The organism is Sphingomonas sp. R647, assembly GCF_020177055.1.
Classification (GTDB): domain Bacteria; phylum Pseudomonadota; class Alphaproteobacteria; order Sphingomonadales; family Sphingomonadaceae; genus Sphingomonas.
Window position 1 is genome coordinate 433,541 of sequence record NZ_JAIQXT010000004.1, and the last position, 26,984, is coordinate 460,524.

Annotated in this window: 23 protein-coding genes; 10 read left to right on the top strand and 13 right to left on the bottom strand. The window is 65.8% G+C overall.

Translation table 11 applies throughout. The features are described 5' to 3' along the window. Positions 1-29 precede the first annotated feature (29 nt). Both K9B35_RS12295 and K9B35_RS12300 read left to right on the top strand, forming a co-directional pair. Positions 30-2,078, top strand: a complete 2,049-nt coding sequence (locus tag K9B35_RS12295; RefSeq protein ID WP_224922129.1) for a S9 family peptidase — start codon at positions 30-32, stop codon at positions 2,076-2,078. An 84-nt stretch (positions 2,079-2,162) separates the two neighbouring features. Further along, positions 2,163-4,268, top strand: coding sequence for a transglycosylase domain-containing protein (locus K9B35_RS12300; RefSeq protein ID WP_224922130.1), 2,106 nt, complete (start codon positions 2,163-2,165; stop codon positions 4,266-4,268). 136 nt (positions 4,269-4,404) lie between these two features. Here K9B35_RS12300 and K9B35_RS12305 read toward each other — a convergent pair whose 3' ends face one another. The 8 genes from K9B35_RS12305 to K9B35_RS12340 form a co-directional block, all read right to left on the bottom strand. Next, positions 4,405-5,106 carry an SDR family NAD(P)-dependent oxidoreductase gene (locus tag K9B35_RS12305; protein ID WP_224922131.1) on the bottom strand — a complete coding sequence of 234 codons (702 nt, stop codon included), beginning with the start codon at positions 5,104-5,106 and terminating at the stop codon, positions 4,405-4,407. Continuing rightward, the gene (locus K9B35_RS12310; RefSeq protein WP_224922132.1) at positions 5,103-5,771 is read right to left on the bottom strand and encodes a glutathione S-transferase family protein; all 669 of its coding nucleotides are present in this window, start codon (positions 5,769-5,771) and stop codon (positions 5,103-5,105) included. The genes K9B35_RS12305 and K9B35_RS12310 overlap by 4 nt, the downstream gene beginning before the upstream one ends. A 48-nt stretch (positions 5,772-5,819) precedes the next feature. Further along, entirely contained in the window at positions 5,820-6,170 is a 351-nt protein-coding gene (locus K9B35_RS12315) for a hypothetical protein (protein WP_224922133.1), read from the bottom strand. Between the two features lie 4 nt (positions 6,171-6,174). Continuing rightward, on the bottom strand, positions 6,175-10,647 hold the full coding sequence (gene gltB, locus K9B35_RS12320) for a glutamate synthase large subunit (protein WP_224922246.1): 4,473 nt from the start codon (positions 10,645-10,647) through the stop codon (positions 6,175-6,177). A 38-nt stretch (positions 10,648-10,685) separates the two neighbouring features. Beyond that, a complete protein-coding gene (locus tag K9B35_RS12325) occupies positions 10,686-11,423 on the bottom strand; it encodes a hypothetical protein (protein WP_224922134.1) in 738 nt (245 codons plus the stop codon). Further along, positions 11,420-12,874, bottom strand: a complete 1,455-nt coding sequence (locus K9B35_RS12330; RefSeq protein ID WP_224922135.1) for an NAD(P)-dependent oxidoreductase — start codon at positions 12,872-12,874, stop codon at positions 11,420-11,422. Before K9B35_RS12330 ends, K9B35_RS12325 begins: the two co-directional genes overlap by 4 nt. Positions 12,875-13,015: 141 nt before the next feature. Beyond that, positions 13,016-13,816 carry an undecaprenyl-diphosphate phosphatase gene (locus K9B35_RS12335; RefSeq protein WP_224922136.1) on the bottom strand — a complete coding sequence of 267 codons (801 nt, stop codon included), beginning with the start codon at positions 13,814-13,816 and terminating at the stop codon, positions 13,016-13,018. 58 nt (positions 13,817-13,874) lie between these two features. Continuing rightward, positions 13,875-14,804 carry a complex I NDUFA9 subunit family protein gene (locus tag K9B35_RS12340; protein ID WP_224922247.1) on the bottom strand — a complete coding sequence of 310 codons (930 nt, stop codon included), beginning with the start codon at positions 14,802-14,804 and terminating at the stop codon, positions 13,875-13,877. A 119-nt stretch (positions 14,805-14,923) separates the two neighbouring features. Between K9B35_RS12340 and pdxH the strand changes: the two genes are divergently transcribed. Further along, positions 14,924-15,502, top strand: coding sequence for a pyridoxamine 5'-phosphate oxidase (gene pdxH, locus K9B35_RS12345; protein WP_224922137.1), 579 nt, complete (start codon positions 14,924-14,926; stop codon positions 15,500-15,502). Continuing rightward, on the top strand, positions 15,499-16,410 hold the full coding sequence (locus K9B35_RS12350) for a cation diffusion facilitator family transporter (RefSeq protein WP_224922138.1): 912 nt from the start codon (positions 15,499-15,501) through the stop codon (positions 16,408-16,410). Before pdxH ends, K9B35_RS12350 begins: the two co-directional genes overlap by 4 nt. On the opposite strand, the gene mnmA is transcribed toward K9B35_RS12350, so the two are convergent. After that, positions 16,407-17,516, bottom strand: coding sequence for a tRNA 2-thiouridine(34) synthase MnmA (mnmA, locus tag K9B35_RS12355; RefSeq protein WP_224922139.1), 1,110 nt, complete (start codon positions 17,514-17,516; stop codon positions 16,407-16,409). The genes K9B35_RS12350 and mnmA overlap by 4 nt on opposite strands. Before the next feature lie 114 nt (positions 17,517-17,630). Here mnmA and K9B35_RS12360 point away from each other — a divergent pair, with 114 nt between their 5' ends. From K9B35_RS12360 to K9B35_RS12370, 3 genes are all read left to right on the top strand, one after another. After that, on the top strand, positions 17,631-17,855 hold the full coding sequence (locus tag K9B35_RS12360) for a hypothetical protein (protein WP_224922140.1): 225 nt from the start codon (positions 17,631-17,633) through the stop codon (positions 17,853-17,855). Positions 17,856-17,955: 100 nt separating this feature from the next. Next, positions 17,956-18,255, top strand: a complete 300-nt coding sequence (locus K9B35_RS12365) for a DUF1153 domain-containing protein (protein ID WP_224922141.1) — start codon at positions 17,956-17,958, stop codon at positions 18,253-18,255. A 143-nt stretch (positions 18,256-18,398) separates the two neighbouring features. Then, entirely contained in the window at positions 18,399-18,659 is a 261-nt protein-coding gene (locus tag K9B35_RS12370) for a GlsB/YeaQ/YmgE family stress response membrane protein (protein WP_066658922.1), read from the top strand. Between the two features lie 91 nt (positions 18,660-18,750). On the opposite strand, the gene K9B35_RS12375 is transcribed toward K9B35_RS12370, so the two are convergent. Both K9B35_RS12375 and K9B35_RS12380 read right to left on the bottom strand, forming a co-directional pair. Further along, complete coding sequence (locus K9B35_RS12375) at positions 18,751-19,461, bottom strand: SIMPL domain-containing protein (RefSeq protein WP_224922142.1); 711 nt, start codon at positions 19,459-19,461, stop codon at positions 18,751-18,753. Between the two features lie 88 nt (positions 19,462-19,549). Next, positions 19,550-19,810 (bottom strand): GlsB/YeaQ/YmgE family stress response membrane protein, encoded by a 261-nt coding sequence (locus K9B35_RS12380; protein ID WP_224922143.1) that lies wholly within the window; start codon positions 19,808-19,810, stop codon positions 19,550-19,552. Between the two features lie 239 nt (positions 19,811-20,049). Here K9B35_RS12380 and K9B35_RS12385 point away from each other — a divergent pair, with 239 nt between their 5' ends. The 3 genes from K9B35_RS12385 (at position 20,050) to K9B35_RS12395 (ending at position 25,820) form a co-directional block, all read left to right on the top strand. Next, positions 20,050-21,270: an efflux RND transporter periplasmic adaptor subunit gene (locus K9B35_RS12385; RefSeq protein WP_224922144.1), complete on the top strand. Its 1,221-nt coding sequence runs from the start codon at positions 20,050-20,052 to the stop codon at positions 21,268-21,270. Between the two features lie 13 nt (positions 21,271-21,283). Continuing rightward, positions 21,284-24,508 carry an efflux RND transporter permease subunit gene (locus K9B35_RS12390; protein ID WP_224922145.1) on the top strand — a complete coding sequence of 1,075 codons (3,225 nt, stop codon included), beginning with the start codon at positions 21,284-21,286 and terminating at the stop codon, positions 24,506-24,508. Between the two features lie 106 nt (positions 24,509-24,614). Beyond that, positions 24,615-25,820, top strand: a complete 1,206-nt coding sequence (locus K9B35_RS12395; protein ID WP_224922146.1) for a DUF445 domain-containing protein — start codon at positions 24,615-24,617, stop codon at positions 25,818-25,820. Between the two features lie 27 nt (positions 25,821-25,847). Here K9B35_RS12395 and K9B35_RS12400 read toward each other — a convergent pair whose 3' ends face one another. After that, positions 25,848-26,303 carry a hypothetical protein gene (locus K9B35_RS12400; protein WP_224922147.1) on the bottom strand — a complete coding sequence of 152 codons (456 nt, stop codon included), beginning with the start codon at positions 26,301-26,303 and terminating at the stop codon, positions 25,848-25,850. After that, on the bottom strand, positions 26,300-26,974 hold the full coding sequence (locus K9B35_RS12405; protein ID WP_224922148.1) for an HAD family hydrolase: 675 nt from the start codon (positions 26,972-26,974) through the stop codon (positions 26,300-26,302). Before K9B35_RS12405 ends, K9B35_RS12400 begins: the two co-directional genes overlap by 4 nt. Between the last annotated feature and the right edge of the window lie 10 nt (positions 26,975-26,984).

Consider the following 26,984-nt stretch of genomic DNA (forward strand, 5'->3'; position numbering starts at 1 on the left):
TCCTGGTCTCACCAACTGGAGGGAACACCATGAAACGACTCACCATCGCACTGCTCTCGGGGGCCGCGTTGCTCGCCGCAGGGACTGCCGCCACCGCTGGACCTGCGCCGCAAGCGGGCGCCGATACGCTGATCCCGCGCGACAAGATTTTCGGCAACCCCAGCCGGGCCGGGGGCCAGATCAGCCCCGATGGCCGCCATGTCAGCTGGCTTGCCCCGGTCGATGGCGTGATGAACGTGTGGGTCGCGCCGATTGGCAATCTCGGTGCCGCCAAGGCAGTGACCAAGGAAGCCAAGCGTGGGCTCCAGAACTATTTCTGGGCACCCGATGGCGCGCACATCATCTACCTTCAGGACGCCGGCGGAAACGAGAATTTCCGCGTGCATTCGGTCGATATCGCGACGCTGAAGGATACCGCGCTGACCAAGGCGGGGGACAAAGTGCGCGCCCAGATCCAGGGGGTGAGCAAACTGCGCCCCGATGTCGTGCTGATCGGCCTCAACGACCGCAACCCGCAGTTTTTCGACCTGTATGAGGTCAACTACAAGACTGGCGCGACCAAGCTGGTGATGGAAAATCCCGGCTATGGCGGCTGGGTCACCGACAACCAGCTCAAGCCCCGCTTCGCCTTTCAGCAGGTGCCGGGCGGTGGCAGCAAATATTTCCGGCTGGGCGCGGACGGCAAATGGGCCGAGGTGCTGACCGTCGCGAATGAGGACTTCTTCACCACTGCGCCGATCGGGTTCAATCGCGACGGCACCGCATTGTACTGGGTCGACAGCCGTGGGCGCGACAAGGCGGCCTTGGTCAAGATGGACGCGGCGAGCCTGAAGACCGACGTGATCGCGGGCAGCGACAAGGCGGACATTCAGGGGCTGCTGACCGACCCCGAGACCTATGAGCCGATCGCCTATTCGGTGAATTATCTGAAGAACGAATGGACCCCGCTCAACGCCGAGGCGAAGGCCGACCTCGACTTCCTCAAGGCCAAGCTGCCCGGTGAAGTGACGGTCATGTCGTCGACCGACGACGGGTCGAAGCTGATCGTCGCGGCGAGCGCGGCGGAGCAGCCGGCCACCGCCTATATCTATGACCGCAAGGCGAAGAGCGTGACGAAGCTCTACGAGACGCGGCCCGACCTGTCGGCCTATGCGCTCCAGCCGATGTGGCCGGTCGAGATCCCGACTGGCGATGGCAAGACCCTGGTCAGCTACCTCACCCTCCCGCCCGGTGCCGACGCAAACAAGGACGGCAAGGCCGACAAGCCGGTGCCGATGGTGCTGTTCGTCCATGGCGGACCGTGGGCGCGTGACGGCTATGGCTATAACAGCGCGCATCAATGGCTCGCCAATCGTGGCTATGCGGTGCTCAGCGTCAATTTCCGCGGTTCGACCGGCTTCGGCAAGGGCTTCGTCAACGCCGCGATCGGCGAATGGTCGGGCAAGATGCACCAGGATCTGATCGACGCGGTCGACTGGTCGATCGCGCGCGGGGTGACGTCGAAGGACAAGGTCGCAATCATGGGCGGCTCCTATGGCGGCTATGCGACGCTGGTCGGCCTCACCTTCACGCCGGACAAGTTCGCGTGCGGCGTCGACATTGTCGGCCCGTCGAACCTCAAGACGCTGATGGAGAGCTTCCCGCCCTATTGGCGCCCGATCCTGGAAGGGACCTTCTATAAGCATATCGGGGACCCCAATAAGCCCGAGGATCTGAAGCGCATGATGGCGCAATCGCCAATCACCCGCGTCGACGCGATCACCAAGCCGCTGCTGATCGGTCAGGGCGGAAATGATCCGCGCGTGGTGAAGGCCGAGAGCGACCAGATCGTCGCAGCGATGAAGGCGCGGAAACTGCCGGTGACCTACATCAACTATCCTGACGAAGGGCATGGCTTCGTCCGGCCCGAGAACCGCCTGTCCTTCTTCGCAATCAGCGAGGGGTTCCTGTCCAAGTGCCTCGGTGGCCGGGCGGAACCGATGGGCGAGTTTAAGGGGTCGAGCATCCAGGTGCTCGAAGGCGCGGCCGATGTGCCGGGCCTCGCGGCGGCCGCGCCCAAGCCGGCTGCGGCGAAATGAGCCGGGCGCCCGCCATGCCGCATCGGCGCGCATGGCGGGCGCTTGCCCATACTGTTCTAAGGGCCTAATACAGTGCCCGGTTCCATGCGTTACGACACCCTTTATCCCGAGATCGCGGACCCCCGCGGCCCGACGGTCCCGCCCCAGCCCCCGGCTGGCGGAGGCGCGCAGCCGCCGCTTGGCGACTATACCGTCAACCTGCCCGTCATCGTCCGGCGCCGGAAATGGCGCTGGGTGCCGCGTATTCTGGCGGTACTGATCCTGCTGTTCCTGGCTGCGGTTGCCTGGCTGGTGTTGACCGCGCCGCTTTCCAAATCGCTCGAACCGCCGGTGCCGCCGTCGATCACCTTGCTGTCAGCCGAAGGCACGCCGATCGCGCGCACCGGCGCGGTGGTCGGAAAGCCGGTCGATGCGTCGCAACTACCGGAGCATGTCGTACAGGCATTCGTCGCGGTCGAGGATCGCCGCTTCCAGTCGCATTGGGGCGTCGATCCACGCGGCATCCTGCGCGCCTTCGTGAACAACATGTTCACCGACAACGGCCGTCAGGGCGGCAGCACGATCACCCAGCAGCTGGCAAAGAACGCCTTCCTCAATTCCGACCGCACCTTTGGCCGGAAATTTCAGGAAGTGCTGATTGCCTTCTGGCTTGAGGCGTGGCTGACCAAGGATGAGATCCTCTCGCGCTATCTGTCCAACGTCTATTTCGGCGACAACCAATACGGCCTCGACGCCGCCGCGCGCCATTATTTCAGCCGCCCGGCGACCGACCTGACCGTGGCGCAGGCGGCGATGCTGGCGGGGCTGGTCAAGGCGCCGTCGCGGCTCGCCCCGTCATCGAACCTGTCCGGCGCGCGTGAGCGCCAGGCGGTAGTGGTGAGCACGATGGTCGATGCTGGTTTCCTGACCGAGGCGGAGGGAAAGGCGGTTCAGCCCGCGCGCCTGCGCCTGTCCAAGGTCAAGACGCTGCCAAGCGGCACCTATTTCGCCGACTGGGTGTTGCCTGAGGCGCGCGACCGGTCGGGTGAGATCGCCACCAACACGACAGTGACGACGACGCTGGAGGCGCGGATGCAGCGCGCGGCCGAACGCGCGGTGCGCAACGCCGCGCTGCGCAAGTCGCAGGTCGCGATCGTGGCGATGCGCCCCGATGGCCGCGTCATCGCGATGGTCGGCGGCAAGAATTACGCGGCCTCGCCGTTCAACCGCGCGACCCAGGCGCAGCGCCAGCCGGGATCGACCTTCAAGCTGTTCGTCTATCTCGCCGCGTTGCGCTCAGGGATGACGCCGGATTCGATCGTCCAGGACGAACCGATCACCATCGGCGACTGGAGCCCGAAGAACAGCGACGGGCGCTATCGCGGCCCGATCACGTTGCGTGAGGCGTTCGCGCGGTCGAGCAACGTCGCCGCCGCGCGGCTGACCCAGCGGGTCGGCGTTCCGGCGGTGATCCGTGCTGCGCGTGACCTCGGCATCACATCGCCCATTCCCAGCGAAGCCACGATCGCGCTCGGCACGTCGAGCGTGTCGCTGATCGAGCTGACCGCCGCCTATGCCGCAATCGCCAGCGGCACCACGCCGGTGCGCCCGCGCGGGCTGGCCGATGCCGATGAACCGGGCTGGGCCGAGCGCCTGACCGGTGCCACGCGGTCGCTGTCGCGCCGCGAGCTCGAGGGGATGCGCGAGCTGCTCGCCGCGACGGTGAGCGAGGGGACCGGGCGCAGTGCCGCGCTGGCGATCGATACCTTCGGCAAGACCGGGACGACGCAGGATAATCGCGACGCGCTGTTCCTCGGCTATTCCAACGGCATCATCACCGGCGTGTGGATGGGCAATGACGACAACAGCCCCAATGCCGGGCTGGCCGGCGGCGGTGCCCCGGCCCGCGTGTGGCGCGACTTCATGAGCCAGGCGCTGGGCGTTGCCGCGCGCCCGCGACCCGAACCGGTGGTCGAGAATGTCTCCGACATTCTGGTCGAGGAAGGCGAGAACTTCATCGAGGACGGGATCGAACTCGAGGGCAGCTTTGGTGGCCGCGAGCTGGGCGTGCGCGTCAACCGCGACGGCAGCATCGAAATGACCCGTCCGCGCCGTGAAGGCCCGCCAGAGGACGAGCTGGTCGAAGAGCCGCGCGATCGCGGTCGGCGCGACGAACGGCGGCGCGAACAGGTCCCCGAGGACGAGTTTTAGAGGTCTCGCACCCCGATGAGGGGTCGAGTTAAGCCGTTTGTGCTGAGCTTGTCGAAGCATGATGCCCGCCCATGGTGAGGGCGGGAAGCCGCCCTTCGACAAGCTCAGGGCAAACGGATGTGGGGCGTATTACCCGTTAAGCTGGAATCTCGACCCCGTCCCAGGCAAAGCACTTTCCGCTGTCGACTGGCTTCAAGCCCTCGACCACATCCAGCAATTGCAGCGCCGCGCGCTCGGCGTCGAACAGCTTGCCCGGCGCGACCGTCCCGCGGAACGGCTCTGACAGCTTCGTGTCCACCGTGCCCGGGTGCAGCCCGACCACGATCGACCGATCGTTCCGCCGGCGGGCGTCGATCGCGAAGTTGCGGATCAGCATGTTGAGCGCCGCCTTGGACGCACGATAGCCGTGCCAGCCGCCAAGGCGGTTGTCGCTGATGCTCCCGACCCGCGCCGACAGCGCCGCGAACACGGGCGTGCCGGTGCGCGGCAGCAGCGGCAGGAAATGCTTGGCGACCAGCGCGGGGCCGATCGTATTGATCGCGAACACGCGCGCCAGCCAGTCGGGGTCGAGGTCGCGCAGCGCCTTTTCCGGCCCGCGCTCGCCCTCGCTCAAAATGCCGGTCGCAACGAAGATCAGCGATGGGGGCGGCCCGGCCGCGACCCGCGCGGCGGCGGCGGTGATGCTCGCCTCATCGGTCAGGTCGAGCTGCGCGTCCCCGTTAAGCGAGCGGCCAAAGCGCCAGACCTTGGCATAGGTCGCTTCCTCATCCAGCGCATCGGCAAACGCGCCGCCGATCCCGCCGCTCGCGCCGATGACGACCGCGCTCGCCGCGCTCACAGGTCGAGCTTCTCGTAATCCGACGGCGGGTTGATCCCCTCCATCCGCTCGGCCAGCAACGGGCGAAAGCTCGGGCGGCTCTTCATGCCCACATACCAGCGCTTGGCCTGCTCATGGCTCTTCCAGTCGATCCCGCCGAGATAATCGGCCACGCTGATCTGCGCCGCTGCGGCCAGATCGGCGAGGCTCATCGTCGCACCGCCCAGCCAGGTGCGATGGTCGAGCAGGAAATCGATATAGTCGAGATGCGCGACCGCAGCCTTCATCGCCTCACGCAACGCGCCGCTGTCGGGCGTGGCGCGCTGGACGATGCGCTTGATCATCCGCTCGTTGAGCAACGGCCCGGTGATGTCGCGGAAAAACTGGTTGTCGAACCAGCTGACCAGCCGCCGAATTTCCGCGCGATCGGCGGCAGTGCCGTTGAGCAGGGCCGCCTTGCTCACCGTTTCCTCGAAAAACTCGCAGATCGCGACCGAATCGATCAGCACGACGCCGCGATCGTCGGCCATCACCGGGGTCTGTCCCGCCGGGTTCATGTCGAGAAACTCGTCGCGCCGCGCCCAAGGCGATTCGCGGACAGGCTCATAGCCAACGCCCTTCTCACCCAGAACGAGCCGCACCTTGCGCGAGAAGGGGCACAGGGGGAATTGGTAAAGCTGCCACATGCTGACCGGCATAGGCGCGTGGGGCGTGGGGCGTAAAGGGAGGAAGGTTTAGATCACGCACCGATCGCCAACGATCTTCCACTGGACGCGTCCGCCATTCGTGCGCGTCGCGATCAGCCTTACACGGTCCCCCCTGTTGTAGGTCGGTACGCAGCCCGCAGCAGCAGATACCCACACGTCGCGACCATCATCCAGACGCATGGAAAAGTTCGTCCGTGTCACCGTCCGCCGATACTTGTTGATAGGCACGAACGGCTGGGCGGACACAACCGTGGCGCTGGTCGAGATCGGCTCTCCATCGCGGTCAGGCTGAAGCGCCCAGGCCATTAGAAAGATCAAGCAAATCAGCCCGCCAACCGCGACCGCAGCTCCCACCTCTCGACGATCGATGTGGAGCATCAGCTCACTCCGCCGCGACCATCTCCACGCTGTCATCCAGCGGATGCGCCAGCCGCGTCAGCATCTCCTTCGGCACCACCTGCCAGAAATGGCCGCGCACCCGGTCCCAATCCTCGAGCAGTCCGCGCGACCATTTGCTGTCGGTTGCCTCGGCATGGTCAGTGATCAGGTTCTTGAGCACCGCTTCCCAATGCAGCGAGGACAGGCGCTGCCACACGATGCTCTCGCCATTCGCGCGCGCGTCGAAGCTGCGGCTTTCGTCATAGATGAACGCCATGCCGCCGGTCATGCCCGCGCCGAAATTCGCGCCGACCTCACCCAGCACCACCGCGACACCACCGGTCATATATTCGCAGCCATTGGCGCCGCAGCCCTCGACCACCACCTGCGCGCCCGAATTGCGCACCGCAAAGCGCTCGCCCGCCTGACCCGCGGCAAACAGCCGGCCGCTGGTCGCGCCATAGAGCACGGTGTTGCCGATGATCGTATTGTCCTGGCTGGCGAGCGGCGAGCTGACCAGCGGGCGCACGATGATCGTGCCGCCCGACAGGCCCTTGCCGACATAGTCGTTGGCATCGCCGAACACTTCGAGCGTCACGCCCTTGCACAGGAATGCGCCAAGCGACTGGCCGGCCGATCCGCGCAGGCGGATCTGGACGTGGCCATCGTTGAGCTTCGACATGCCGAAGGTCCGCGTGATCTCGCTCGACAGCCGCGTGCCGACCGCGCGGTGGGTGTTGCGGACGTTGTAGGCGAGCTGCATCTTCTCGCCGCGTTCGAACACGGCGCGTGCGTCGGCGATGATCTGTGCGTCGAGGCTGTCGGGCACGGCGTTGCGCCAGGTCGACAGGCTGAAGCGGCGCTCGCTCTCGTCTGCGTCGACCTTGGCCAGGATCGGGTTGAGATCGAGATCGTCGAGATGCTCGGCACCGCGGCTGACCTGACGCAGCAATTCGGTGCGCCCGATCACCTCGTCGAGGCTTTTGCAGCCGAGCTTGGCGAGGATCTCGCGCACTTCCTCGGCGATGAAGGTCATCAGGTTGATGACCTTCTCCGGCGATCCGGTGAACTTCTGGCGCAGCCGCTCATCCTGCGTGCACACGCCGACCGGACAGGTGTTGCTGTGGCACTGACGCACCATGATGCAGCCCATCGCGACCAGCGAAAGCGTGCCGATGCCGAATTCCTCGGCGCCCAAGATCGCGGCGATGACGATGTCGCGCCCGGTCTTAAGGCCGCCATCGGTGCGCAGCCGCACCCGGCCGCGCAGACCGTTGAGGGTGAGCGTCTGGTTGACCTCGCTCAGCCCCATTTCCCACGGCGTGCCGGCATACTTGACCGACGTCTGCGGCGACGCGCCCGTGCCGCCGACATGGCCGGCGACGAGGATCACGTCGGCATGTGCCTTGGCCACGCCCGCCGCGACGGTGCCGATGCCCGCGCTCGACACCAGCTTCACGCACACCCGCGCGCGCGGGTTGATCTGCTTGAGGTCGTAGATGAGCTGCGCCAGATCCTCGATCGAATAGATGTCGTGGTGTGGCGGCGGCGAGATCAGCGTCACGCCCGGCGTCGAATGGCGCAGTCGGGCGATGAACTCGGTCACCTTGAACCCGGGCAGCTGCCCGCCCTCGCCGGGCTTGGCGCCCTGTGCGACCTTGATCTCCACTTCCTCGCACGCGCCGAGATATTCGGCGGTGACGCCGAACCGGCCCGACGCGATCTGCTTGATCGAGCTGTTGGCGTTGTCGCCATTGGAATAGGGCTTGTAGCGAACCGAATCCTCACCGCCCTCGCCCGACACCGCCTTGGCGCCGATGCGGTTCATCGCGATCGCCAGCGTCTCATGCGCCTCGGGCGACAGCGCGCCCAAGGACATGCCGGGCGTCACGAAGCGCTTGCGGATCTCGGTGATCGCCTCGACCTGATCGATCGCAACGCCCTCGGTCGGGAAGTTGAATTCGAGCAGGTCGCGCAGATACACCGGCGGCAGGTCACGGACCCCGCGCGCGAATTGCAGATAGGTCGAATAGCTATCGGTCGACACCGCCGTCTGCAGCGTGTGCATCAACTGCGCGCTGTACGCATGCGTCTCGCCCCCATGCCGCTGGCGGTAGAAGCCGCCGATCGGGAGCGTCGCAACCGCACTGTCATAGGCGGCATCGTGGCGCATCTGGGCATTGAGGTGCAGCGAGGCATAGCCCTCGCCCGAAATCTTCGCGGGCATGCCGGGGAAGAAGTCGTTCACGAGCGCGCGCGACAGGCCAACCGCCTCGAAATTATAGCCGCCACGATAGCTGGAGATCACCGCGATCCCCATCTTTGAGATGATCTTGAGCAGCCCCTCGTCGATCGCCTTGCGATGATTCTTCAGGCATTGTTCGAACGACAGCTCGCCAAACAGGCCGCGCGCATGGCGGTCGGCAATCGCGGCTTCGGCCAGATAGGCGTTCACCGTAGTCGCGCCGACGCCGATCAGCACCGCATAATAATGCGTGTCGAGGCATTCGGCGGTGCGGATGTTGACGCTGGCATAGCTGCGCAGCCCCTTGCGGACGAGGTGCGTGTGCACCGCCGCCGCCGCCAGCACGCCGGCAATGGCGATGCGGTCGGGGCCGACGGCCTCGTCGGTCAGGAAAATCTCGGTCTTGCCCGCGCGCACCGCCTGTTCGGCCTGAAGCCGGATATCGGCGATCGCCGCGCGCAACGTCTCCGGCCCACCACCGGCGGGGAAGCTATAGTCGATCTCCGCCGCCTGCGCGCCGAAATAGCTTTTGAGCCGCGCCCAATCGCCATTGGTCAGCACCGGGCTTTCGAGCACCAGCACCTTGTTCGCGGTCTGCGCGGTGTCGAGGATGTTGGCGAGATTGCCGAACCGCGTCTTGAGCGACATCACATGCCGTTCGCGCAAGGAATCGATCGGCGGGTTGGTCACCTGGCTGAAATTCTGGCGGAAGAACTGGCTGATCAGCCGCGGCTTGTCGCTGATCACGGCCAGCGGCGTATCGTCGCCCATAGAGCCGACCGCCTCCTTGGCGTCGGTCACCATCGGCGAGAGGATCAGCTCCATATCCTCCAGCGACTGTCCGGCCGCGACCTGGCGGCGGGTCAGCTCGGCGCGGGTCCAGGCCGGCGCCGCATCGGTTGCGGCGGGCAGGTCGTCGAGCCCCATGAACTCGCCGATCATCGACGCGTAATCATATTCCCCGGCGATGCGGTCCTTGACCTCGCCATCGGTGTAGAAACGCCCTTCTTCCAGATCGACCGCGATCATCTGACCCGGCCCCAGCCGCCCCTTGGCGACCACGGTTGCCTCGGGGATCTGGACCATGCCGGTCTCCGAGCCGACCACGAGCAGCCCGTCCGACGTGCGGGTGTAGCGCAGCGGGCGCAGCGCGTTGCGGTCGACGCCAGCAACCGCCCAGCGGCCATCGGTCATCGCGAGCGCAGCGGGGCCGTCCCACGGCTCCATCACGCTGGCGAGGTATTTGTACATCGCGAGATGCTTGTCGGGCATCGCGTCGATCGCCTGCCACGCTTCGGGCACCAGCATCAGCTTGGCGGTCGGCGCGTCGCGGCCCGAGCGACAGATCGCCTCGAACACTGCGTCGAGTGCGGCGGTGTCGGACGCACCCGCCGGGATCACCGGCTTGATATCCTCCGAATGCTCGCCGAACGCGGTCGCCGCCATCTTGATCTCGTGGCTGAGCATCCAGTTCTTGTTGCCGCGGATCGTATTGATCTCGCCATTATGGGCGAGGCAGCGGAACGGCTGGGCCAGCCACCATTGCGGGAAGGTGTTGGTCGAATAGCGCTGGTGGAAGATCGCGACGCGGGAAACGAAGCGTTCGTCACGCAGATCGGGATAGAATTCGCTCAGCGATTCCGCGAGGAACAGCCCCTTGTAGATGATCGACCGGCACGACAGCGAACAGATGTAGAAGCCGCTGATCTGCGCCGCGATGATCCGCTTTTCGATGCGACGGCGGACGAGGTAGAGGTTCTTCTCGAACTCGGCCTCGCTCTGTTCATCGGGCATCGGCCCGGCGATCATGATCTGCTCGATCTCCGGCCGGGTCGCCTGCGCCTTTTGCCCGATGACCGAGACATCGACCGGCACCTGGCGCCAGCCATAAATGGTGTAGCCCGCGTCGATCAGCACGCTTTCGACGATCGTGCGGCACGCCTCCTGCGCGCCCAGATCGACGCGCGGCATGAAGATCATGCCGACCGCAAGCCGGTTGGGCAGCACGCGATGCCCGCTGGCGAGCACCGCATCGTCAAAGAAGCGCAGCGGCAGATCGACATGCAGCCCCGCGCCGTCGCCGGTCTTGCCATCGGCATCGACCGCGCCGCGATGCCACACCGCCTTCAGCGCATCGATCGCGCCCTGCACCACGCGGCGCGACGGCTGTCCATCGATCGCCGCGACCATGCCCACGCCACAGGCATCGCCCTCGAATTCGGGGCGGTACATGCCTTCACGGGCGAGGCGTTCGTGCTGGGTTTCGTCGGTCACTTCTTCGCTTCCTTCTGAGCGATAAACTCTTCCGCCGCCTTTGTGACGACGGCCTCAAGCTCGGCATCTGCCTCAGGGGTGGATTCATTCACCCACGCCGCCTTCACCCGCGCGATTTCCGGATTTATCTTCTGAATTTTGGTAAACGTCGGCGTGCGTGCAAACGCCATCAAAGCCGCCTGATCCTCAGACGACATCTGGGCAATGATCGCGGGCATTCCGGCTGCTAATCCCTGACGCATGCTGGTGGTGCTGACATCCTCGTCCTGCGCGGACTCGCTCAGCATGGGTTTATAGTCGAAATGCCGACTTACCGCGCGGATGAGGCGCGACCCTGCGCTTGAGCCATAATAGCGTTGCGCCTGATCAATCTCTGCCGGAGTAAGATTGGCGTCGTAGATCCGGGCCAATCGGTTCCACAGGGTCGGAAGGGACGCCATAACCTGACGCTCGATCGTCGGTCTCATCTGGGCAGCGATATGATCAATCAAACCGGGATATTCTCGCTCGGTTTCAGCCATCTCGGGGTCCGCCCGCATGCTTTCCGCGAGTTCTCCGCCGGTAAAAAGTCGATCACTTTCGGACGTTATGCCCTCGGCAGGATTCGTGGTCGCTGCAAGTTTCAACGCGGCCGGCGAAACAGTCGGCGCTGTCTCTGCAGCTAGCGGTGCGGTTGCGCTGGCTACCGGCGCCCCGGCGAGCGCGGTGATGAACAGGCAGATGGCGATCGTCATGCTGCGACCCGTTCCTTGCTCCGGGGCGCTTTTGCCTTCGCCTTCAACCAAGCATGCATCCGCTCGCTGACATCACGCCCGTCACGGATTGCCTGCACCACCAGGCTCGCGCCCTTGACGATGTCGCCCGCGGCGAACACGCCGTCGAGGTTGCTCATCATCGTGCGCGCATCGGTGCGCACCGTGCCCCAGCGGGTGACGCCCAGCGCGGGCGCGTTGAACAATACCGGCAGGTCTTCGGCATCGAAGCCAAGCGCCTTGATCACCAGATCGGCGGGGACGTCGAACTTCGCGTCGGGATCGGGTTCGGGCGCGCGGCGGCCGCTGGCATCGGGGGCGCCGAGGCGCATGCCGACCGCCTTGACCGCCGTCACCTGCTCGCCGCCCTCAAACGCTTCGGGGGCAGAGAGCCAGACGAACTCGACGCCTTCTTCCTCGGCATTGGCGGTTTCGCGCTGGCTGCCCGGCATGTTGGCGCGGTCGCGGCGATACAGGCACTTCACCGATTCCGCGCCCTGACGGATTGCGGTGCGGACACAGTCCATTGCGGTGTCGCCGCCGCCGATCACCACGACATTCTTGCCCGCGGCATTGAGGCTCCCGTCCTCGAACGCCGGCACGCTGTCGCCAAAGCTCTTGCGGTTCGACGCGATCAGATAATCGAGCGCATCGACCACCCCGTTCGCGCCGACGCCCGGCGCCTTGATCACGCGCGGCTTGTACACGCCGGTCGCGATCAGCAGCGCGTCGTGCTTCTGGCGCAGCTGCTCCAGCGTCGCATCCTTGCCGACGTCGAAACCGAGGTGAAACACGATGCCGCCCGCCGCCAGCCGATCGGTGCGGCGCGTGACGATGTGCTTTTCCAGCTTGAAGCCGGGGATGCCATAGGTCAGCAGCCCGCCCGCGCGGTCGTGGCGGTCATAGACATGCACGTCATAGCCGAGCACGCGCAGATATTCCGCCGCAGTCAGGCCCGCCGGACCCGCGCCGATGACGCCGACCGACTGGCCGCGCGCGGGGCCGGGCTGCAACGGCTCGACCCAGCCCTGATCCCAGGCGGTGTCGGTAATGAACTTTTCGACCGACCCGATCGTGACCGTGCCGTGGCCGGAGGATTCGATCACGCAATTACCCTCGCACAGCCGGTCCTGCGGACAGATGCGGCCGCAAATCTCGGGCATGGTCGAGGTGCTGTTGGACAGCTCATAGGCTTCGCGCAGCCGCCCCTCGGCGGTCAAGCGCAGCCAGTCGGGGATGTGGTTATGCAACGGGCAATGCACCGTGCAGTAAGGCACGCCGCATTGCGAACAGCGCCCGGCCTGATCCTCGGCCGTCGACGGCGCGTAGCGCTCCGCGATCTCGCGGAAATCCTCCGCGCGCAGGTCCGGATCGCGCTTGGGCGGAAATGCCTGAGCACGATCGACGAATTGAAGCATCACATCCTTTGCCATGCGGCGCGGATGGCAGGATTTGCCTCATGAGTCACGCAAAAATGGGCTATTAGGGCAGTTATGCTGTCCTATTAACTGCGGTTTTCAAAGTGAGCCTGTCACCTGCGCAACATCATTTCAAATCCAGGTCCGAATCGGCCCTTAACGCAAGGAGAGGAAGAGGATCGCCGCCGCACCGAGTGCGATCCGGTACCAGGCAAAGGGTGCAAAGCCGAAGCGGCCGACGATTTTCACGAACGCCTTTACAACAAGCAGCGCGACGACAAACGACACGCCTAGCCCGATCGCGATGCCGCCTAGGTCGTCGGCGCTCAACAGGTCGCGGTCCTTGTACAGCGAATAGGCGGTCGCCCCGGCCATCGTCGGCACGGCAAGGAAGAAGCTGAACTCAGCCGCCGTCTTGCGCTCGACGCCCATCAGCAACGCGCCCATGATCGTCGCACCCGACCGGCTGACGCCCGGGATCATCGCGATGCACTGGACCAGTCCGATCGTGACCGCGGTTGTGAGCGGCATCGTCTCGACCCGCTCGACCTTTACCACCTTGACCATGCGCTCGATGACGAGGATCGCGATGCCGCCGACGATCAGCGCGACTGCGACGGTCATCGGTGACTGGATGAGCGCGCGGATCCCCTCATAGGCGACCGCGCCGATCAGCATCGCGGGCAGGAACCCGATCAGGATGTTGCGGGTGAACCAGATCGCCTCGCGCTCGCCGCGCAACAGGCCCATGCCGATGCCCCAGAAGCGCCGCCAGTAAGCGACCAGCACCGCCAGGATCGCGCCGAGCTGGATCGCCACCTTGAACGCCACCGATCCTTCGCCGGTAAAGCCGAGCAGCTCGCCCGCAAGGATCAGATGCCCGGTCGACGACACGGGCAGGAATTCGGTCAGCCCCTCGATAATGCCGAGGATGATGTAGATCGCGATGTCGCTCACGGCGCGTGTCCTCCGCCGGGTGCGCCCGGCTGTTCAAATCTGCCGGGGGATGCGGCGGTCAGGCGTGGCGCGCGCCCGCGAACCGGCCATGCTTGCGATACTGGACCAGCCAGTGCGGCGCGACTGCGGCGAGCGGCGTCGGCGCAATATCGAATGCGGCCAGGCCGTCGCCCGATGCGACATTATCCTGCTGCAGCATCAGCCACTGGTCCCAGCTGATCGGCGCGCCAGGCAGGAATCCGAGCGAGGCCAGCCCCGCGCCGACGACATCGGGGAGCTCGACGACCGGCTTATCGCGCCCGATCGCTTCGAGCAGCCAGTGGTGGAACTGGGTGAAGCTCATCACGTCCGGACCGCCCAGATCGAATGTGTGACCGGCATAGCGGGCGGGTTCGGCGATCGCGCGCGTCACCGCCTGCGCGACATCGGCGACCCACACCGGCTGGATCTTGGTCCCGCCCTTGAGCACCGGGACGAACGGCAGCGACGCGGCGAGCGCGGCGAAGCGGTTCACGAACTGGTCCTCGCGCCCGAACATCAGGCTGGGGCGCAGGATCGTGGCCGTCGGGAACGCCGCGCGCACCGCCGCCTCGCCATCGCCCTTCGACCGGCCATAGGCCGAGGGCGAGTCGCTATCGGCGCCGATCGCGGACATCTGGACGAAACTGGTCGCGCCCGCCGCCGCAGCGGCCTTGGCGGCATTGCCCGATCCGCGCGCGTTGACCACATCCATGCTGTTGCCGAACACGCCGACCAGATTGACCACCGCGTCCGACCCGGCAAGCGCGCGGGTCAGGCTGTCGGGGCGGGTCACGTCGGCGACGACGAACTGGGTCTGGCCAAGGCCGCCCAGTGGCTTGAGGAACCACGCCGCGCGCGGATCGCGCTGCGCAATCCGCACCCGCGCGCCGGCCTTCAGCAGCGACTGGGCGATATAGCGTCCGGCGAACCCGCCGCCGCCGATCAACGTCACCAGCTTGTCCTTCATCGCGTCCTCGAACAATTTGACCAAAGCCTGCGCTCCCCATGCCGCGCGATGCACCAAAGGGCAATGCCGGGATCGCCGTTCCCCCTCCCGCTTGCCGCGCGTAGGGTCTATGGCGGGGCATGACCGAAGATCCCTTTGCCCTGTTCGACGCCTGGTACCGCGAGGCACGCACGACCGAGATCAACGATTCCAACGCCATGGCGCTGGCGACGGTGAGCGCCGATGGCCAGCCATCGGTGCGGATGGTGCTGCTCAAGGGCCATGGGGCGGAAGGCTTCACCTTCTATACCAACCGTGAAGGCCGCAAGGCGGGTGAGCTGGAAGCGACACCGCGCGCTGCGCTGCTGTTCCACTGGAAGTCGCTGCGCCGCCAGATCCGGATCGAAGGGCCGGTCAGCCGCGTGGCCGACGCCGAGTCCGACGCCTATTTCGCGAGCCGCAGCCGCGATTCGCAGCTCGGCGCCTGGGCCAGCGACCAATCGCGCCCGCTGCCCGATCGCGCGACGTTCGAAGCGCGGTTTGCGGAGATGCAGGCGCGGTTCGATGGCGGCGATGTGCCGCGCCCGCCGCATTGGGGCGGCTATCGCGTGACGCCGGAGCGGATCGAATTCTGGATGGATCGCGAACACCGCCTGCACGAGCGCCGCGTGTTCGTCCGCAATGGCGAAAGCTGGGACGAGGGTTTGCTCTACCCATGACCGCCACCCCGACCCGGGCGGCAATCGCAAGCGTCTGTGCGGCGCTGCTGCTCGGCGGGCTCAAGGCCTATGCGGCGTGGACGACCGGTTCGGTGGCGATGCTGGCGAGCCTGTCGGATTCGGTGCTCGACCTGATCGCGTCTTTGGTCACGCTGGCCGGGGTGCGCATCGCCGCGCAGCCCGCCGACGCCAATCACCGCTTCGGCCATGGCAAGGCCGAGGCGCTGGCGGCGCTGTTCCAGGTCGTGCTGATCTCCGCCTCCGCCACCTTCATCGCGGTGCGCGCGATCGAGCGGCTGACCAGTGGCGAAGTCGCGGCCGACCCCGAAGCCGGGATCATCGTATCGGTGATCGCGATCGGCGTGACGCTGCTGCTCACCGCCTATCAGGCGCGCGCCATCGCCGCGAGCGGATCGATCGCGATCCGCACCGACCGGCTGCATTACCAGTCCGATCTGTTGCTCAACGCCGGCGTGATCGCCGCACTGGTGCTCGAATCGGTGCTCCGTCTGCGCGGCGCGGACCCGGTGTTCGGCATCGGCATCGCGCTATGGCTGCTCTGGGGAGCGTGGCATGCCGCGATCGACGCAATCGGCCAGTTGATGGACCGCGAATGGCCGCAGGAAAAGCGCCGCGCCTTCATCGCCTGCGCCGCAGCTATCCCCGGGTTTGAAAGCCTCCACGACCTGCGCACGCGCAGCAGCGGATCGCAGGATTTCGCGCAATTCCATATCCATGTCCCCGCCACGATGAGCGTGGCCGAGGCGCATGACGTGGTCGAAGCCCTCGAAGCCCGGCTCGAGGCCGAATTCCCCGGCACCGAAATCCTGATCCATGTCGACCCGGAGGGCCAGGTCGACCGACCCGGCGAGCCATTGCGCGAGGCGAACGAGCTGCGCGGCGCTTAGGCCGCGACCATCTCCGCGCGTTCGGTCTCGGTGATCCAGCCGCCGCCGAGCACGCGCTCGCCCGCATAGAGCACCGCCGCCTGTCCTGGCGCGACGCCATATTCGGGCGCGTCGAACACCACCCGGTCGCCATCGAGCCGCGCCGGGACCGGGCGCGCCATCGACCGGACCTTGGCAGTGAGCGGCCCGCTATGGCTCCCGCCGATCCAGTTTAGCCCCTCGATCCGCGCGGCACTGACCGCGAGTGCAGACTTCGGCCCGACCACCACGTCGCGTGTCGCCGGGTCGAGCCGCAGCACATAGAGCGGCTCGGGGCTGCCACCGATCTCAAGGCCCCGGCGCTGGCCGACGGTGAAATGGATCAGCCCCTTGTGCGCGCCCAGCACAGTGCCCGCCTCATCGACAATCGCCCCGGCGGTGTCGGCTTCCGGGCGCAATTTCTTGACCAGGCTGGCATAGTCGCCATCGGGGACGAAGCAGATGTCCTGGCTGTCGGGCTTGCCGGCAACGCCCAGGCCGATCTCCGCCGCAATCTCGCGCACCCGTGCCTTGGGCAGGCCACCCAAGGGAAAGCGCAGGAAGTCGAGCTGGGCGCTGGTCGTAGCGAACAGGAAATAGCTCTGGTCGCGCGCCGGGTCGGCACCCTTGTGCAGCTCCGGCCCCTCGGCACCCTCGACCCGCTGCACATAATGGCCGGTGGCAAGGCAATCGGCACCCAGATCACGGGCGAGCGCGAACAAATCGGTGAATTTCGGCCCCATATTGCATTTGACGCAAGGGATCGGCGTGCGACCCGCCAGATAGGTGTCGGCGAAATCGTCGATCACCGTCTCGCGAAAGCTGCTTTCATGGTCGAACACATAATGCGCGATGCCGAGGCGATCACACACCGCGCGCGCGTCGCGGATGTCGCGGCCGGCACAGCAACTGCCCGCGCGCCCGACCGCTTCGCCATGATCATAGAGCTGCAGCGTGACGCCGATCGTCTCCGCCCCGGTGCGCGCAGCAAGCGCGGCCACGACCGAACTATCGACGCCACCCGACATGGCGACCACGATTCGCCGCTTCTCGAGCGGCCCGGAAAGCTGAAAATCGCCGGTGAACATCGCCGCGCACATAGTGGTTTCACGATAGCGATGCAAAATCGCTGTATTTACCGGGCTTTCAGCCTTCGCCGTTAAACGGGGTCGGATGAGTTCGACCGATGACAGCAGGCTCCAGTGGATCTGAGCTTCCGATTCGACCGCGATGTCGGCGCGACGCCGATCGCCGCGCCCGTTGCCGTGCTGCTCGCGGCGGCGGCTGTGCGTCAGTCGGCGAGCCGGACCGCGCGCCTGCAGATCCGACTCGATCGGCTGACGCCCGCGCACGGATTGCTCGCGCCGCCGCATGGCGCGTTCAACCTGGCGGTCGAGCGCACGCTAACCCGGTGGCAAGTTCGATGAAGGCGCCGTTTACCGTGCCGTTTAGGCGAAGCGAAATCCGCGGACGTTATGACGGGCTTCAGACGCAGTTGGGGACCCCCCGCCCTGATCGAGGTATGGAATGATTGAAAACCAGAAGATCCGCCCAGCGAAAGTGATCGGTCCGCTCGGTGAGCCACTGACACTCGATTCGCTGCCGCCGCCCGAAACGACCCGCTGGGTCGTGCGGCGCAAGGCTGAGGTCGTCGCGGCGGTCAATGGCGGCCTGCTCAGCGTCGACGAAGTGTGCGAGCGCTATGGCCTGACGGTCGAGGAATTCGCCGGCTGGCAGCGCGCGATCGACCGGTCGGGCATGCCCGGCCTGCGTGTCACGCGGATCCAGCATTATAAGTCGCTCTACGAGCGCCAGCAGAAATACTGACATGATCCCGGTGGCATAGGCCGGACTCTGACCCTCTCTCCCATCCGCCCGCGCCTCAAAACGCGGGCGGAACCATTTTCGGCCCCTGCGCGTCTTCGCCCCACATCGTTCGCAAATGTGCGGACGTCACAGTGGAGGAAGACATGGACCTGGTTGGACTGATTGTCTGGCTCGTAATCGGCGGCGTGGTGGGCTGGCTCGCCAGCCTCGTGATGCGCACCGACGCCCAGCAGGGCATTTTGCTCAACATCGTCGTCGGCATCGTCGGCGCATTCATCGGCGGCCTACTGTTCGGCGGCTCGATCAACAGCGCGATCACCGTGATGACCTTTGTGTCGTCGCTGGTCGGCGCGATCATCCTGCTCGCGATCGTCAATCTCGTGCGTCGCGGCTCAGTGCGTTAATCGCTCGAACGAAACTTCGCTGGGCGCGGCATCGGCCCGCTCAGCGGCCAACAAAAAAGGGGCCGTCCCGGCTGGGGCGGCCCCTTTTCTTTCACTTGAGCAGGAAGCGTACGCGAACGTTGGCGCTGACCTGCTGTTCGCCGGGCGCGATCTGGGTCGAATCCTTGGCTTCGGCGCGGACCATCATCTGCGGCACCGGGCCGGGCGCACCACCGTCGCTGCCTTCGCTGACCATCAGGATGCGATCGACCCGCATCCCGAGCGCGCGGGCGTACAAAGCGGCGCGCTCGCGGGCGCGCTTCACTGCATCCACACGCGCCTCATCCATCGCGGAATCGACCGCATCGATCGTCAGGCTCGGCCCGTCGATCTGGTTTGCGCCCTGCTTGACCAGCGTGTCCAGGATCGTGCCGCTGCGTGCGATGTCACGAAACTTCACCGACACGCTGTTGCTCGCCTGATAGCCGGTGATCACCGGCGGCTGATTTTCGGCGTAGCGATATTGCGGGCTGAGCGAGATCGTCGCGGTCTGGATGTCGCGATCGGCGATGCCGGCACCCTTGAGCGCGGTGAGCACCGATGCCATCTGCCGCGCATTGGCGGACAGCGCCTCGGCGGCGGTCGCGCCCTGGCTGACGACGCCGGCGCGGATCACCGCAATGTCGGGAACGCGATTGACCCGCCCCTCGGCCACCACGTCCAGCAGCGTACCTTCGGCAACCGTCGCTGTCGGGGCAACCTGCGCGGCCGCGGCGAGCGGGAAGGTCGCGGCGAGTGCGGCAGCGGTCATCATTCGGATCATCTAATCAGGGCCTTTCAACAAACATTGTCCCGCCGCTGCGTGGGGCAGGGCGGGACAACAAGGGCTGAACGAACCCTGCAGCGTGCGTTCAGCGCGTGCGGCGCGTCATCACCAGCCGATAGAGCGCGAGCAGCACGACCGCGCCAACGGTGGCTGCGATATAGCTGTTGAGCGTGTTGGTCAGGTCGACCCCGATCGACGGTGCGACGAACCCGGCGAGCAATGCGCCGGCGATACCGATAAGAATGGTGACGATGATACCGCCCGGATCCTTGCCCGGCATGATCAGCTTGCCAAGAACCCCGGCCACGAGGCCGATGAGGATCCAACCGAGAATACCTTCGGGCATGCCTTCCTCCTGTAGTCGCCTCCGTCCCCCGATCAGGCTGGAGCAGGCGGGAGATTGCCCCATGATCGCTTTCCTGAATACCCCCATTTGCGTGCGACCTGCCCTTGCGCGGATTCTGCAAAACGGGCATCTGGCGCGCACTGTAAAACTGCCCTTGAGGCAAGTGACTTATTCAGATAATACAGCGCGACGGGGAGGACCCGCGTCGGCCTTTGGGTCGGGGGTGAAAGAGGTCGCGCATGAATTACGAGGCTCGGATGTTCGGTGGGGAAGAACGGCTCGCTCTGACGGGTGAGGGGGAGAAAAGGTCGCGCCGCAAACGGTGGATCATCGCCGGTGCTATCGCGTTCGTCGTGATCGTCGCCGCCTGGTTCGCCTTTGCCTCGGGCGGGGCGGGCGACAAGGCTGATCCGGCCAAGGCGGGCGCCGCTGGCGCCGCCAAGGGTGGGCAGGGCGGCGACCGCCAGCTGCCGACCGTCACCGTCGCAGTTCCGGGTCGTAGCACCATTTCCAGCATGATCAGCGGCAACGGCTCGCTCGCCGCGCGCCGCGAAATGCCGGTTGGTGTCGCTGGCGAAGGTGGCATGGTCACCCGCGTGCTCGTCGAGCCGGGCGACTGGGTCGGCGCGGGTCAGGTGCTCGCCACGGTCGACCGGTCGGTGCAGAGCCAGACCGCCCAGTCGCAGTCCGCCAGCATCCGCGTCGCGCAGGCTGATCTCAGCATCGCGCAGGCCGAGCTGGATCGCTCGCAGCAGCTGCTCTCACGCGGCTTCGTGTCCAAGGCGGATCTCGACCGCAAGACGGCCACCCGTGACGCTGCCGCCGCACGCGTCCGCGTCGCTCAGTCGCAGCTGTCGGAGACGCAGGCGCGCAACCGCCGCCTCGACATCCGCTCGCCCGCCGCGGGCCTCGTCCTCACCCGCTCGGTCGAGCCGGGTCAGATCATCAGCTCCGGCTCGGGCGCGCTGTTCCGCGTGGCTCAGGGCGGCCAGATGGAGCTGCGCACGCAGCTTGCCGAAGCGGATCTTCAGCGCATCCCCGTTGGCGCGCGCGCGGAAGTGACCCCGGTCGGCATGGACCGGGTATTCACCGGCGAGGTATGGCAGGTGTCGCCGGTCATCGACCCGCAGACGCGTCAGGGCATCGCGCGCATCGCCCTGTCGTTCGACAAGGCGCTGCGTCCAGGCGGCTTCGCCTCGGCGCGGATCACGGCGGGTGCGGCTGTCGCCCCGCTGCTCCCGCAATCGGCGATCCAGAGCGACGCCAAGGGCAATTATGTTTATATCCTCAACGCCAAGGACGAGGCGGAGCGTCGTGCCGTGACGACCGGGGACGTGTCCGACGTTGGGGTCGCGATCACCAGCGGTCTGGACGGTACCGAACGGGTGGTGCTGACCGCCGGCGCGTTCCTCAACCCGGGACAGAAGGTCAAGCCGAACCTCACCACGCTGAAGCGTTAAGGGACAACGGGATATGAGCTTTCGCAACATCTCTGCCTGGTCGATCCGGAACCCGGTTCCGCCGATCGTTCTGTTCCTGGCGCTGACCATCGCCGGCTTTGTCAGCTTCGCGCGGATGGACGTGAACAACGATCCGGACATCGATTTCCCGATCGTGTGGGTGTCGATCAGCCAGCCGGGTGCGGCACCGAGCGAGCTCGAGACCCAGGTGACCCAGCGGGTCGAGGCGGCGGTGCGCAGCCTGCAGGGCATCGACCAGATCGAATCCACCGTCAGCGAAGGCAATTCACAGACCGTCATCCAGCTCGATATCGGTACGCCGATCGATCGTGCAGTCAGCGACGTGCGCGACGCAATCGCCCAGATCCGTGGCGACCTGCCGGACGGCATTCTCGAACCGCTGGTCGGCCGCGCCAACACGAGCGACCAGGAAATCGCGACCTTTACCGCGACCGGCACCGACATGACGATCGAACAGCTGTCATGGTATGTCGATAACACGGTCGCCAACGAACTGCTGTCGGTAGACGGCCTTTCCGGGGTCGAACGCATCGGCGGGGTCAATCGCGAAATCCGCGTGATCCTCAACCTGCCCAAAATCCAGTCGCTTGGCCTGACCGCCGCACAGGTCAACCAGCAGCTGCGTCAGATCAATCTGAACGCAGCCGGCGGTCGCACCGAGATTTCGGGCAGCGAACAGTCGGTCCGCGTCCTCGGCAACGCCCAGGATGCGCGCGCGCTCGCCGAGACGCGAATTTCCATTGGTGGCGACCGCAATGTGCGGCTCGCCGACATTGCCGAGGTCAAGGATCTCTACGCCGAACAGCGCAGCCTGGCCGAGTATAACGGCCGTCAGGTGCTGTCGTTCAACATCAAGCGCGCCAAGGGTGCGTCCGACGTCACCGTGTTCGACGACGCCGAGAAGAAGCTGGAGGCGCTCAACAAGCGCAATCCGAGCGTTCAGTTCAACGTCCTGTTCAACAGCGTCAAATATACCGAAGCCCAATATCACTCGGCGATGGTCGCGATGATCGAGGGCGCGGTGCTCGCCGTCATCGTCGTGTTCCTGTTCCTGCGCGACTGGCGCGCCACGTTGATCTCAGCGCTGGCGATCCCGCTTTCCGCCATCCCGACCTTCTGGTTCATGGAGATGCTGGGCTTTACCCTCAACCAGATGACGCTGCTTGCGCTCAGCCTCGTGGCGGGCGTGCTGGTCGACGATGCGATCGTGGAGATCGAGAATATCGTCAGGCATATGCGGATGGGCAAATCCGCCTATCAGGCATCGATCGATGCGGCGGACGAGATCGGCGTTGCGGTTCTCGCGACCACCATGTCAATCGTCGCCGTGTTCCTTCCCGTGGGCCTGATGCCGGGCATTTCGGGCCAGTTCTTCAAGAATTTCGGCCTGACGGTTGTCGCCGCAGTGCTGATGTCATTGGCGATTGCGCGTCTGCTCACCCCGATGATCGCGGCCTATTTCCTCAAGGCGAAGGGCCATGCCAGCCATGGCGAGGGCGCGATGATGGACGTCTATGTCCGCATCCTGCGCTGGACCCTGGTGCATCGCTGGGTCGCCGTGGTCGCGTTCCTCGTCGCCTTCGCGCTGGAAATCTTCCTCGCTGCGGGCGGTCCGCTGCCCTTCACCTTCCAGCCCAATCAGGATCAGGACGATGTGACCGTCCAGATCGAAATGGTGCCCGGAACCAGCCTGGAGCAGACCAAAACGGTCGTTGACCGCGTGACCGGGATCATCGCCGCGCGGACCGACGTGGTGCAGAATGTCTATTCGCGCACCTTTGTCGGCAATGGGCGTGTGACCGCGATCCTTCAAGAGCGCCCGACCGCGTGGGAGAACATTAAGGCAGGACTGGGTGACGAGGAGGCGACAGCTGGCCGGCGCACCCTGACGAGCGTCGAGCTCGAGCAGCAGCTCCAGCCCGCGCTCTCGCAAATCCCCGACGCGCGCGTCAATGTGCGCTCGCAGGGCGGCTGGGGCGGCAGCGGCCGCGCGGTGTCGATCGTGCTTGGCGGTGAAGATCCCAAGCTGCTCAATGACACCGCGCTCAAGATCGTCGCCGAGATGGAGAAGATGCCGGAGCTCCGCTCCCCGCGCATTACTGGCGATCTCAAGCGGCCGGAAATTGTGATCCAGCCGCGCACTGAGCTGGCGGCGGACCTCGGCGTGACGACGGCGGCATTGTCGAACGCGATCCGCATCGCGACACTGGGTGATATCGATCAGAACAGCGCCAAATTCTCGCTGTCCGATCGCCAGGTGCCGATCAAGGTCGCGCTCGCTGAAAGCTCGCGCGCTGAGCTGGAAACGATCCGCAACCTGCCGGTGGCGACATCGACCGGCGGATCGGTGCCGCTGGGGGTGGTCGCCGACATCAAGTTCGGCGTGGGCGCAACCCGCATCGATCGCCTGAACCAGAAGCGCCGCCTCGTCGTCGGTGCCGACCTCGCCACCGATCCCAAGACCGGCAAGCCGTTCGTGCTGGGCGCGGTGATGCAGAAGGTCGATCAGCTGCCGACGATGCGCGCCCTGCCAATGGGTGTCGGCAAGCTGGAGGTGGGTCAGGCCAAGTGGCAGACCGAAATGCTGGTCAACTTCATCGTAGCGCTGGTGGCCGGTATCCTGCTCGTCTTTGCGGTGCTGGTGCTGCTCTATCGCGGCGTGATGGCGGCGATGGTCAACCTGTCCTCGCTGCTGATCGCGGCGCTGGGCGGACTGATCGCCCTGTTGATCACCGGCAATCCGATCTCAATGCCGGTGCTGATCGGCATCCTGATGCTGCTGGGCATCGTCGCGAAGAACTCGATCCTGCTGATCGACTTCGCGCTGGAGGAGATGGAGAAGGGCGTCGACAAGATCACCGCAATCGTCGACGCCGGGCACAAGCGTGCGCAGCCGATCGTGATGACCACGGTCGCGATGGTCGCCGGCATGGTGCCGACCGCATTGTCGCTGAACGGCGACGGGTCGTGGCGCGCGCCGATGGGCATCACGGTGATCGGGGGCCTGTTGCTCTCGACGCTGCTCACGCTGCTGATCGTCCCGGCGCTATTCAGCCTTGCGCTCGGCATGGAGCGGCGGGTCGGTCCGTGGCTTGGTCGCAAGCTGCTGACCTTCAGCCCGGGTGACGATGCCGAGGACAAGGCGCGCCTTGCCGGCACCGTCCCTGCCGGCCGCATCGGGCACAGCGGAAGCGAAGGCCCCGCGCCTGCCGAGTGAACTAAAAGACGGCACGCGGATTGTTCCGGCTATGAACCCGGCAATCCGCGTGCTTTCTGGTCCAGTGATTCGCGACCGTGACCCCGTTCCGCCCGGCCTGAGGCGCATGCGCATCCTCGCCACCGGCCTGTTGGTGCTGATGGCGGCGGTGTATTTCATCGCCCGTAGCTATGAGCCTGACTACACCGTCGCGGGCTTTATCCGCGCCTTTGCCGAGGCGGCGATGGTCGGTGGCCTGGCTGACTGGTTCGCGGTGACCGCGCTGTTCCGTCATCCGCTGGGCCTGCCGATCCCGCACACCGCGATCATCCCGCGCAACAAGGAGCGGATCGCCACCTCGCTCGCCAATTTCCTGCGCGACAATTTCCTCATTCCCCGCGTCGTCGCGCGGCGGATGCGGTCGATTGACGTCGCGGGTGCAGCGGGCCGCTGGCTCGCCCAGCCGCCCGAGAACTCGGGTCGCCTGCGCCGTGGCGCATCGCGCATGGCCGCGTCATTGCTCGAATCACTCGACAAGGATCAGCTCGGTGGCCTCATCAAGGGCGCGGTCGCCAGCCGCCTGCGCCAGACCGACATCGCGCCGTTGCTCGGCCAGGCGCTGGGCGCGGCGATTGCCGAGGGGCGGCATTTGCCGCTGATGGATTCGATGCTGCGCTGGCTGGCGAAGATCATCGACCAGAATGAGGCGCTGATCCGCAAGATGGTGCATGAGCGCGCCGGCTCGATCATGCGCTGGACCGGCCTCGACGAAACGCTCGCCAATGCGATCATCGACGGCCTGTACAAGCTGGTGTCGGACGTCGCCGAAGACCCCGGCCACCCGCTGCGCGCGAAGGTGGAGGAGGGGCTGGAAAAGCTCGCCTTCGACCTGCAATTCGACATTCCCACCCGGCTGAAGGTCGAAGAGTTCAAGGCCGACATGCTCGACAATCCCGCGCTCGCCCGCTGGATCGAGGGGATGTGGGAACAGGCGCGTGGGGCATTGCTGCGGGTGGCGCGCGATCCCGATGCGGCGCTGGCGGGCAAGTTCGGCGAGGCACTGCGCCAGCTTGGCGGCACGCTGCAGAGCGACCCGCGCCTCGCGCACATGATCAATCGCTTCGTCCGCCGCGCCGCGGTCGGCACCGCCGCCGATTATGGCGACGGCATCGTCCGGCTGGTGTCGGACACGGTGCGCGGCTGGGACGCGCGCACGATCACCGGGCGGCTCGAGAATGCGGTGGGCAAGGATCTGCAGTATATCCGCATCAACGGGACTTTGGTCGGCGGGCTGGTCGGACTGACGCTGCACACACTGCATACGCTGTTGTGAGGTTTGTGGTCGCCAACCAAACGAGGCTTACCGCACGTTGAAGGTCTTATGCCGAATGTAGATTTGGGGATCGTCTTCGTTCCCAAAATCGACCGCAAGCAAAGATGTGAGTGGAAGCGCCAGCGGTTCAAGCAACAGGAACCCGTCAGGGTAGACCGAACTGAGAGCGAATACCGACTGCTGTAGCATCGACGTCGCTATCATCACGGCGGGCTCGCTATCCAGTGCCCAACCTACCACCACGACTTCCGTCAAGCGGGACGAAAATAGCGCAATCTCGTGATGGAGCTGAGCAAGCGAGAGTCGCTCCAAATGGGTGGCCTTGGCGGGCTCAGCCGCGCGCACGCGGGTCACTAGCCTCATCTGGTCGTCAAAGCTCAGCGGGAGCGCATCGCCCCCTAGCGCACGCCAGCCCTCCAGAACTGCAGGCATCAACATGCGATGCGCGCGCCTCCGGAAGAGTTCATCGAGCCGCTCGCTCACCCCTCCCAATCCAGCACCGTCCACCCCCTGACCGCCGCCAGCTTGCGCAACGGCCCGTGCGCATTGACCGCGAACGGCTCGTCCGCCCATTCCAGCACCGGCGCGTCGGAGACATGGTCGCTGTAGAAGCGCACCCGGATATCCCCGCGCGCCAGGCCCTCACGCGCCATCCACGCCTCGATCAGTCGCAATTTGGCCGGGCCATAGCAATTCTCGCCCTCAAGCCCCGCCAGCACATTGCCATCGGCATCGCGCCGCGCGGCGGTGGCGATCACCGTGCCGATATGCAGCCGCGCGGCGATCGCCTCGGCATAATAACCATGGCTTGCGGTCGCCAGCACCGGCTCCCACCCTGCCGCGCGATCGGCTTCGACGCGCGCACGCGCATCGGCGAACATATTGGTCGCTGCCATATCGTCGGCGAAGGTCTCCGCCACCGCCATCAGCTCGGCGGGCGGGATCGCGCGGCCGATCATCAGGCGATGCGTGATCTCCTTCAACCGCGCCCGGTCGATCGCCTTTCCAAGATAGGCAACGCTCGCAAGCCCCGCGAGCGGCAGCAGCGCCAGCCGCCAGGGCGCGCGTGTCTTCGCCGCATGGATCAGGAACGGAATCCACGTCGCGCGCTGCGTGATCGTCTTGTCCATGTCGTAAATGGCGAGCCGGCGCATCGGAACCTTT

Coding starts and splice junctions, on each gene's coding strand:
- K9B35_RS12295 (WP_224922129.1), top strand. CDS start 30: ATGAAACGACTCACCATCGCACTGCTCTCGGGGGCCGCGTTGCTCGCC.
- K9B35_RS12300 (WP_224922130.1), top strand. CDS start 2,163: ATGCGTTACGACACCCTTTATCCCGAGATCGCGGACCCCCGCGGCCCG.
- K9B35_RS12310 (WP_224922132.1), bottom strand. CDS start 5,771: ATGTGGCAGCTTTACCAATTCCCCCTGTGCCCCTTCTCGCGCAAGGTG.
- K9B35_RS12315 (WP_224922133.1), bottom strand. CDS start 6,170: ATGCTCCACATCGATCGTCGAGAGGTGGGAGCTGCGGTCGCGGTTGGC.
- gltB (WP_224922246.1), bottom strand. CDS start 10,647: ATGTACCGCCCCGAATTCGAGGGCGATGCCTGTGGCGTGGGCATGGTC.
- K9B35_RS12325 (WP_224922134.1), bottom strand. CDS start 11,423: ATGACGATCGCCATCTGCCTGTTCATCACCGCGCTCGCCGGGGCGCCG.
- K9B35_RS12330 (WP_224922135.1), bottom strand. CDS start 12,874: ATGGCAAAGGATGTGATGCTTCAATTCGTCGATCGTGCTCAGGCATTT.
- K9B35_RS12340 (WP_224922247.1), bottom strand. CDS start 14,804: ATGAAGGACAAGCTGGTGACGTTGATCGGCGGCGGCGGGTTCGCCGGA.
- pdxH (WP_224922137.1), top strand. CDS start 14,924: ATGACCGAAGATCCCTTTGCCCTGTTCGACGCCTGGTACCGCGAGGCA.
- K9B35_RS12350 (WP_224922138.1), top strand. CDS start 15,499: ATGACCGCCACCCCGACCCGGGCGGCAATCGCAAGCGTCTGTGCGGCG.
- mnmA (WP_224922139.1), bottom strand. CDS start 17,516: ATGTTCACCGGCGATTTTCAGCTTTCCGGGCCGCTCGAGAAGCGGCGA.
- K9B35_RS12365 (WP_224922141.1), top strand. CDS start 17,956: ATGATTGAAAACCAGAAGATCCGCCCAGCGAAAGTGATCGGTCCGCTC.
- K9B35_RS12370 (WP_066658922.1), top strand. CDS start 18,399: ATGGACCTGGTTGGACTGATTGTCTGGCTCGTAATCGGCGGCGTGGTG.
- K9B35_RS12375 (WP_224922142.1), bottom strand. CDS start 19,461: ATGATCCGAATGATGACCGCTGCCGCACTCGCCGCGACCTTCCCGCTC.
- K9B35_RS12380 (WP_224922143.1), bottom strand. CDS start 19,810: ATGCCCGAAGGTATTCTCGGTTGGATCCTCATCGGCCTCGTGGCCGGG.
- K9B35_RS12385 (WP_224922144.1), top strand. CDS start 20,050: ATGAATTACGAGGCTCGGATGTTCGGTGGGGAAGAACGGCTCGCTCTG.
- K9B35_RS12390 (WP_224922145.1), top strand. CDS start 21,284: ATGAGCTTTCGCAACATCTCTGCCTGGTCGATCCGGAACCCGGTTCCG.
- K9B35_RS12395 (WP_224922146.1), top strand. CDS start 24,615: ATGCGCATCCTCGCCACCGGCCTGTTGGTGCTGATGGCGGCGGTGTAT.
- K9B35_RS12405 (WP_224922148.1), bottom strand. CDS start 26,974: ATGCGCCGGCTCGCCATTTACGACATGGACAAGACGATCACGCAGCGC.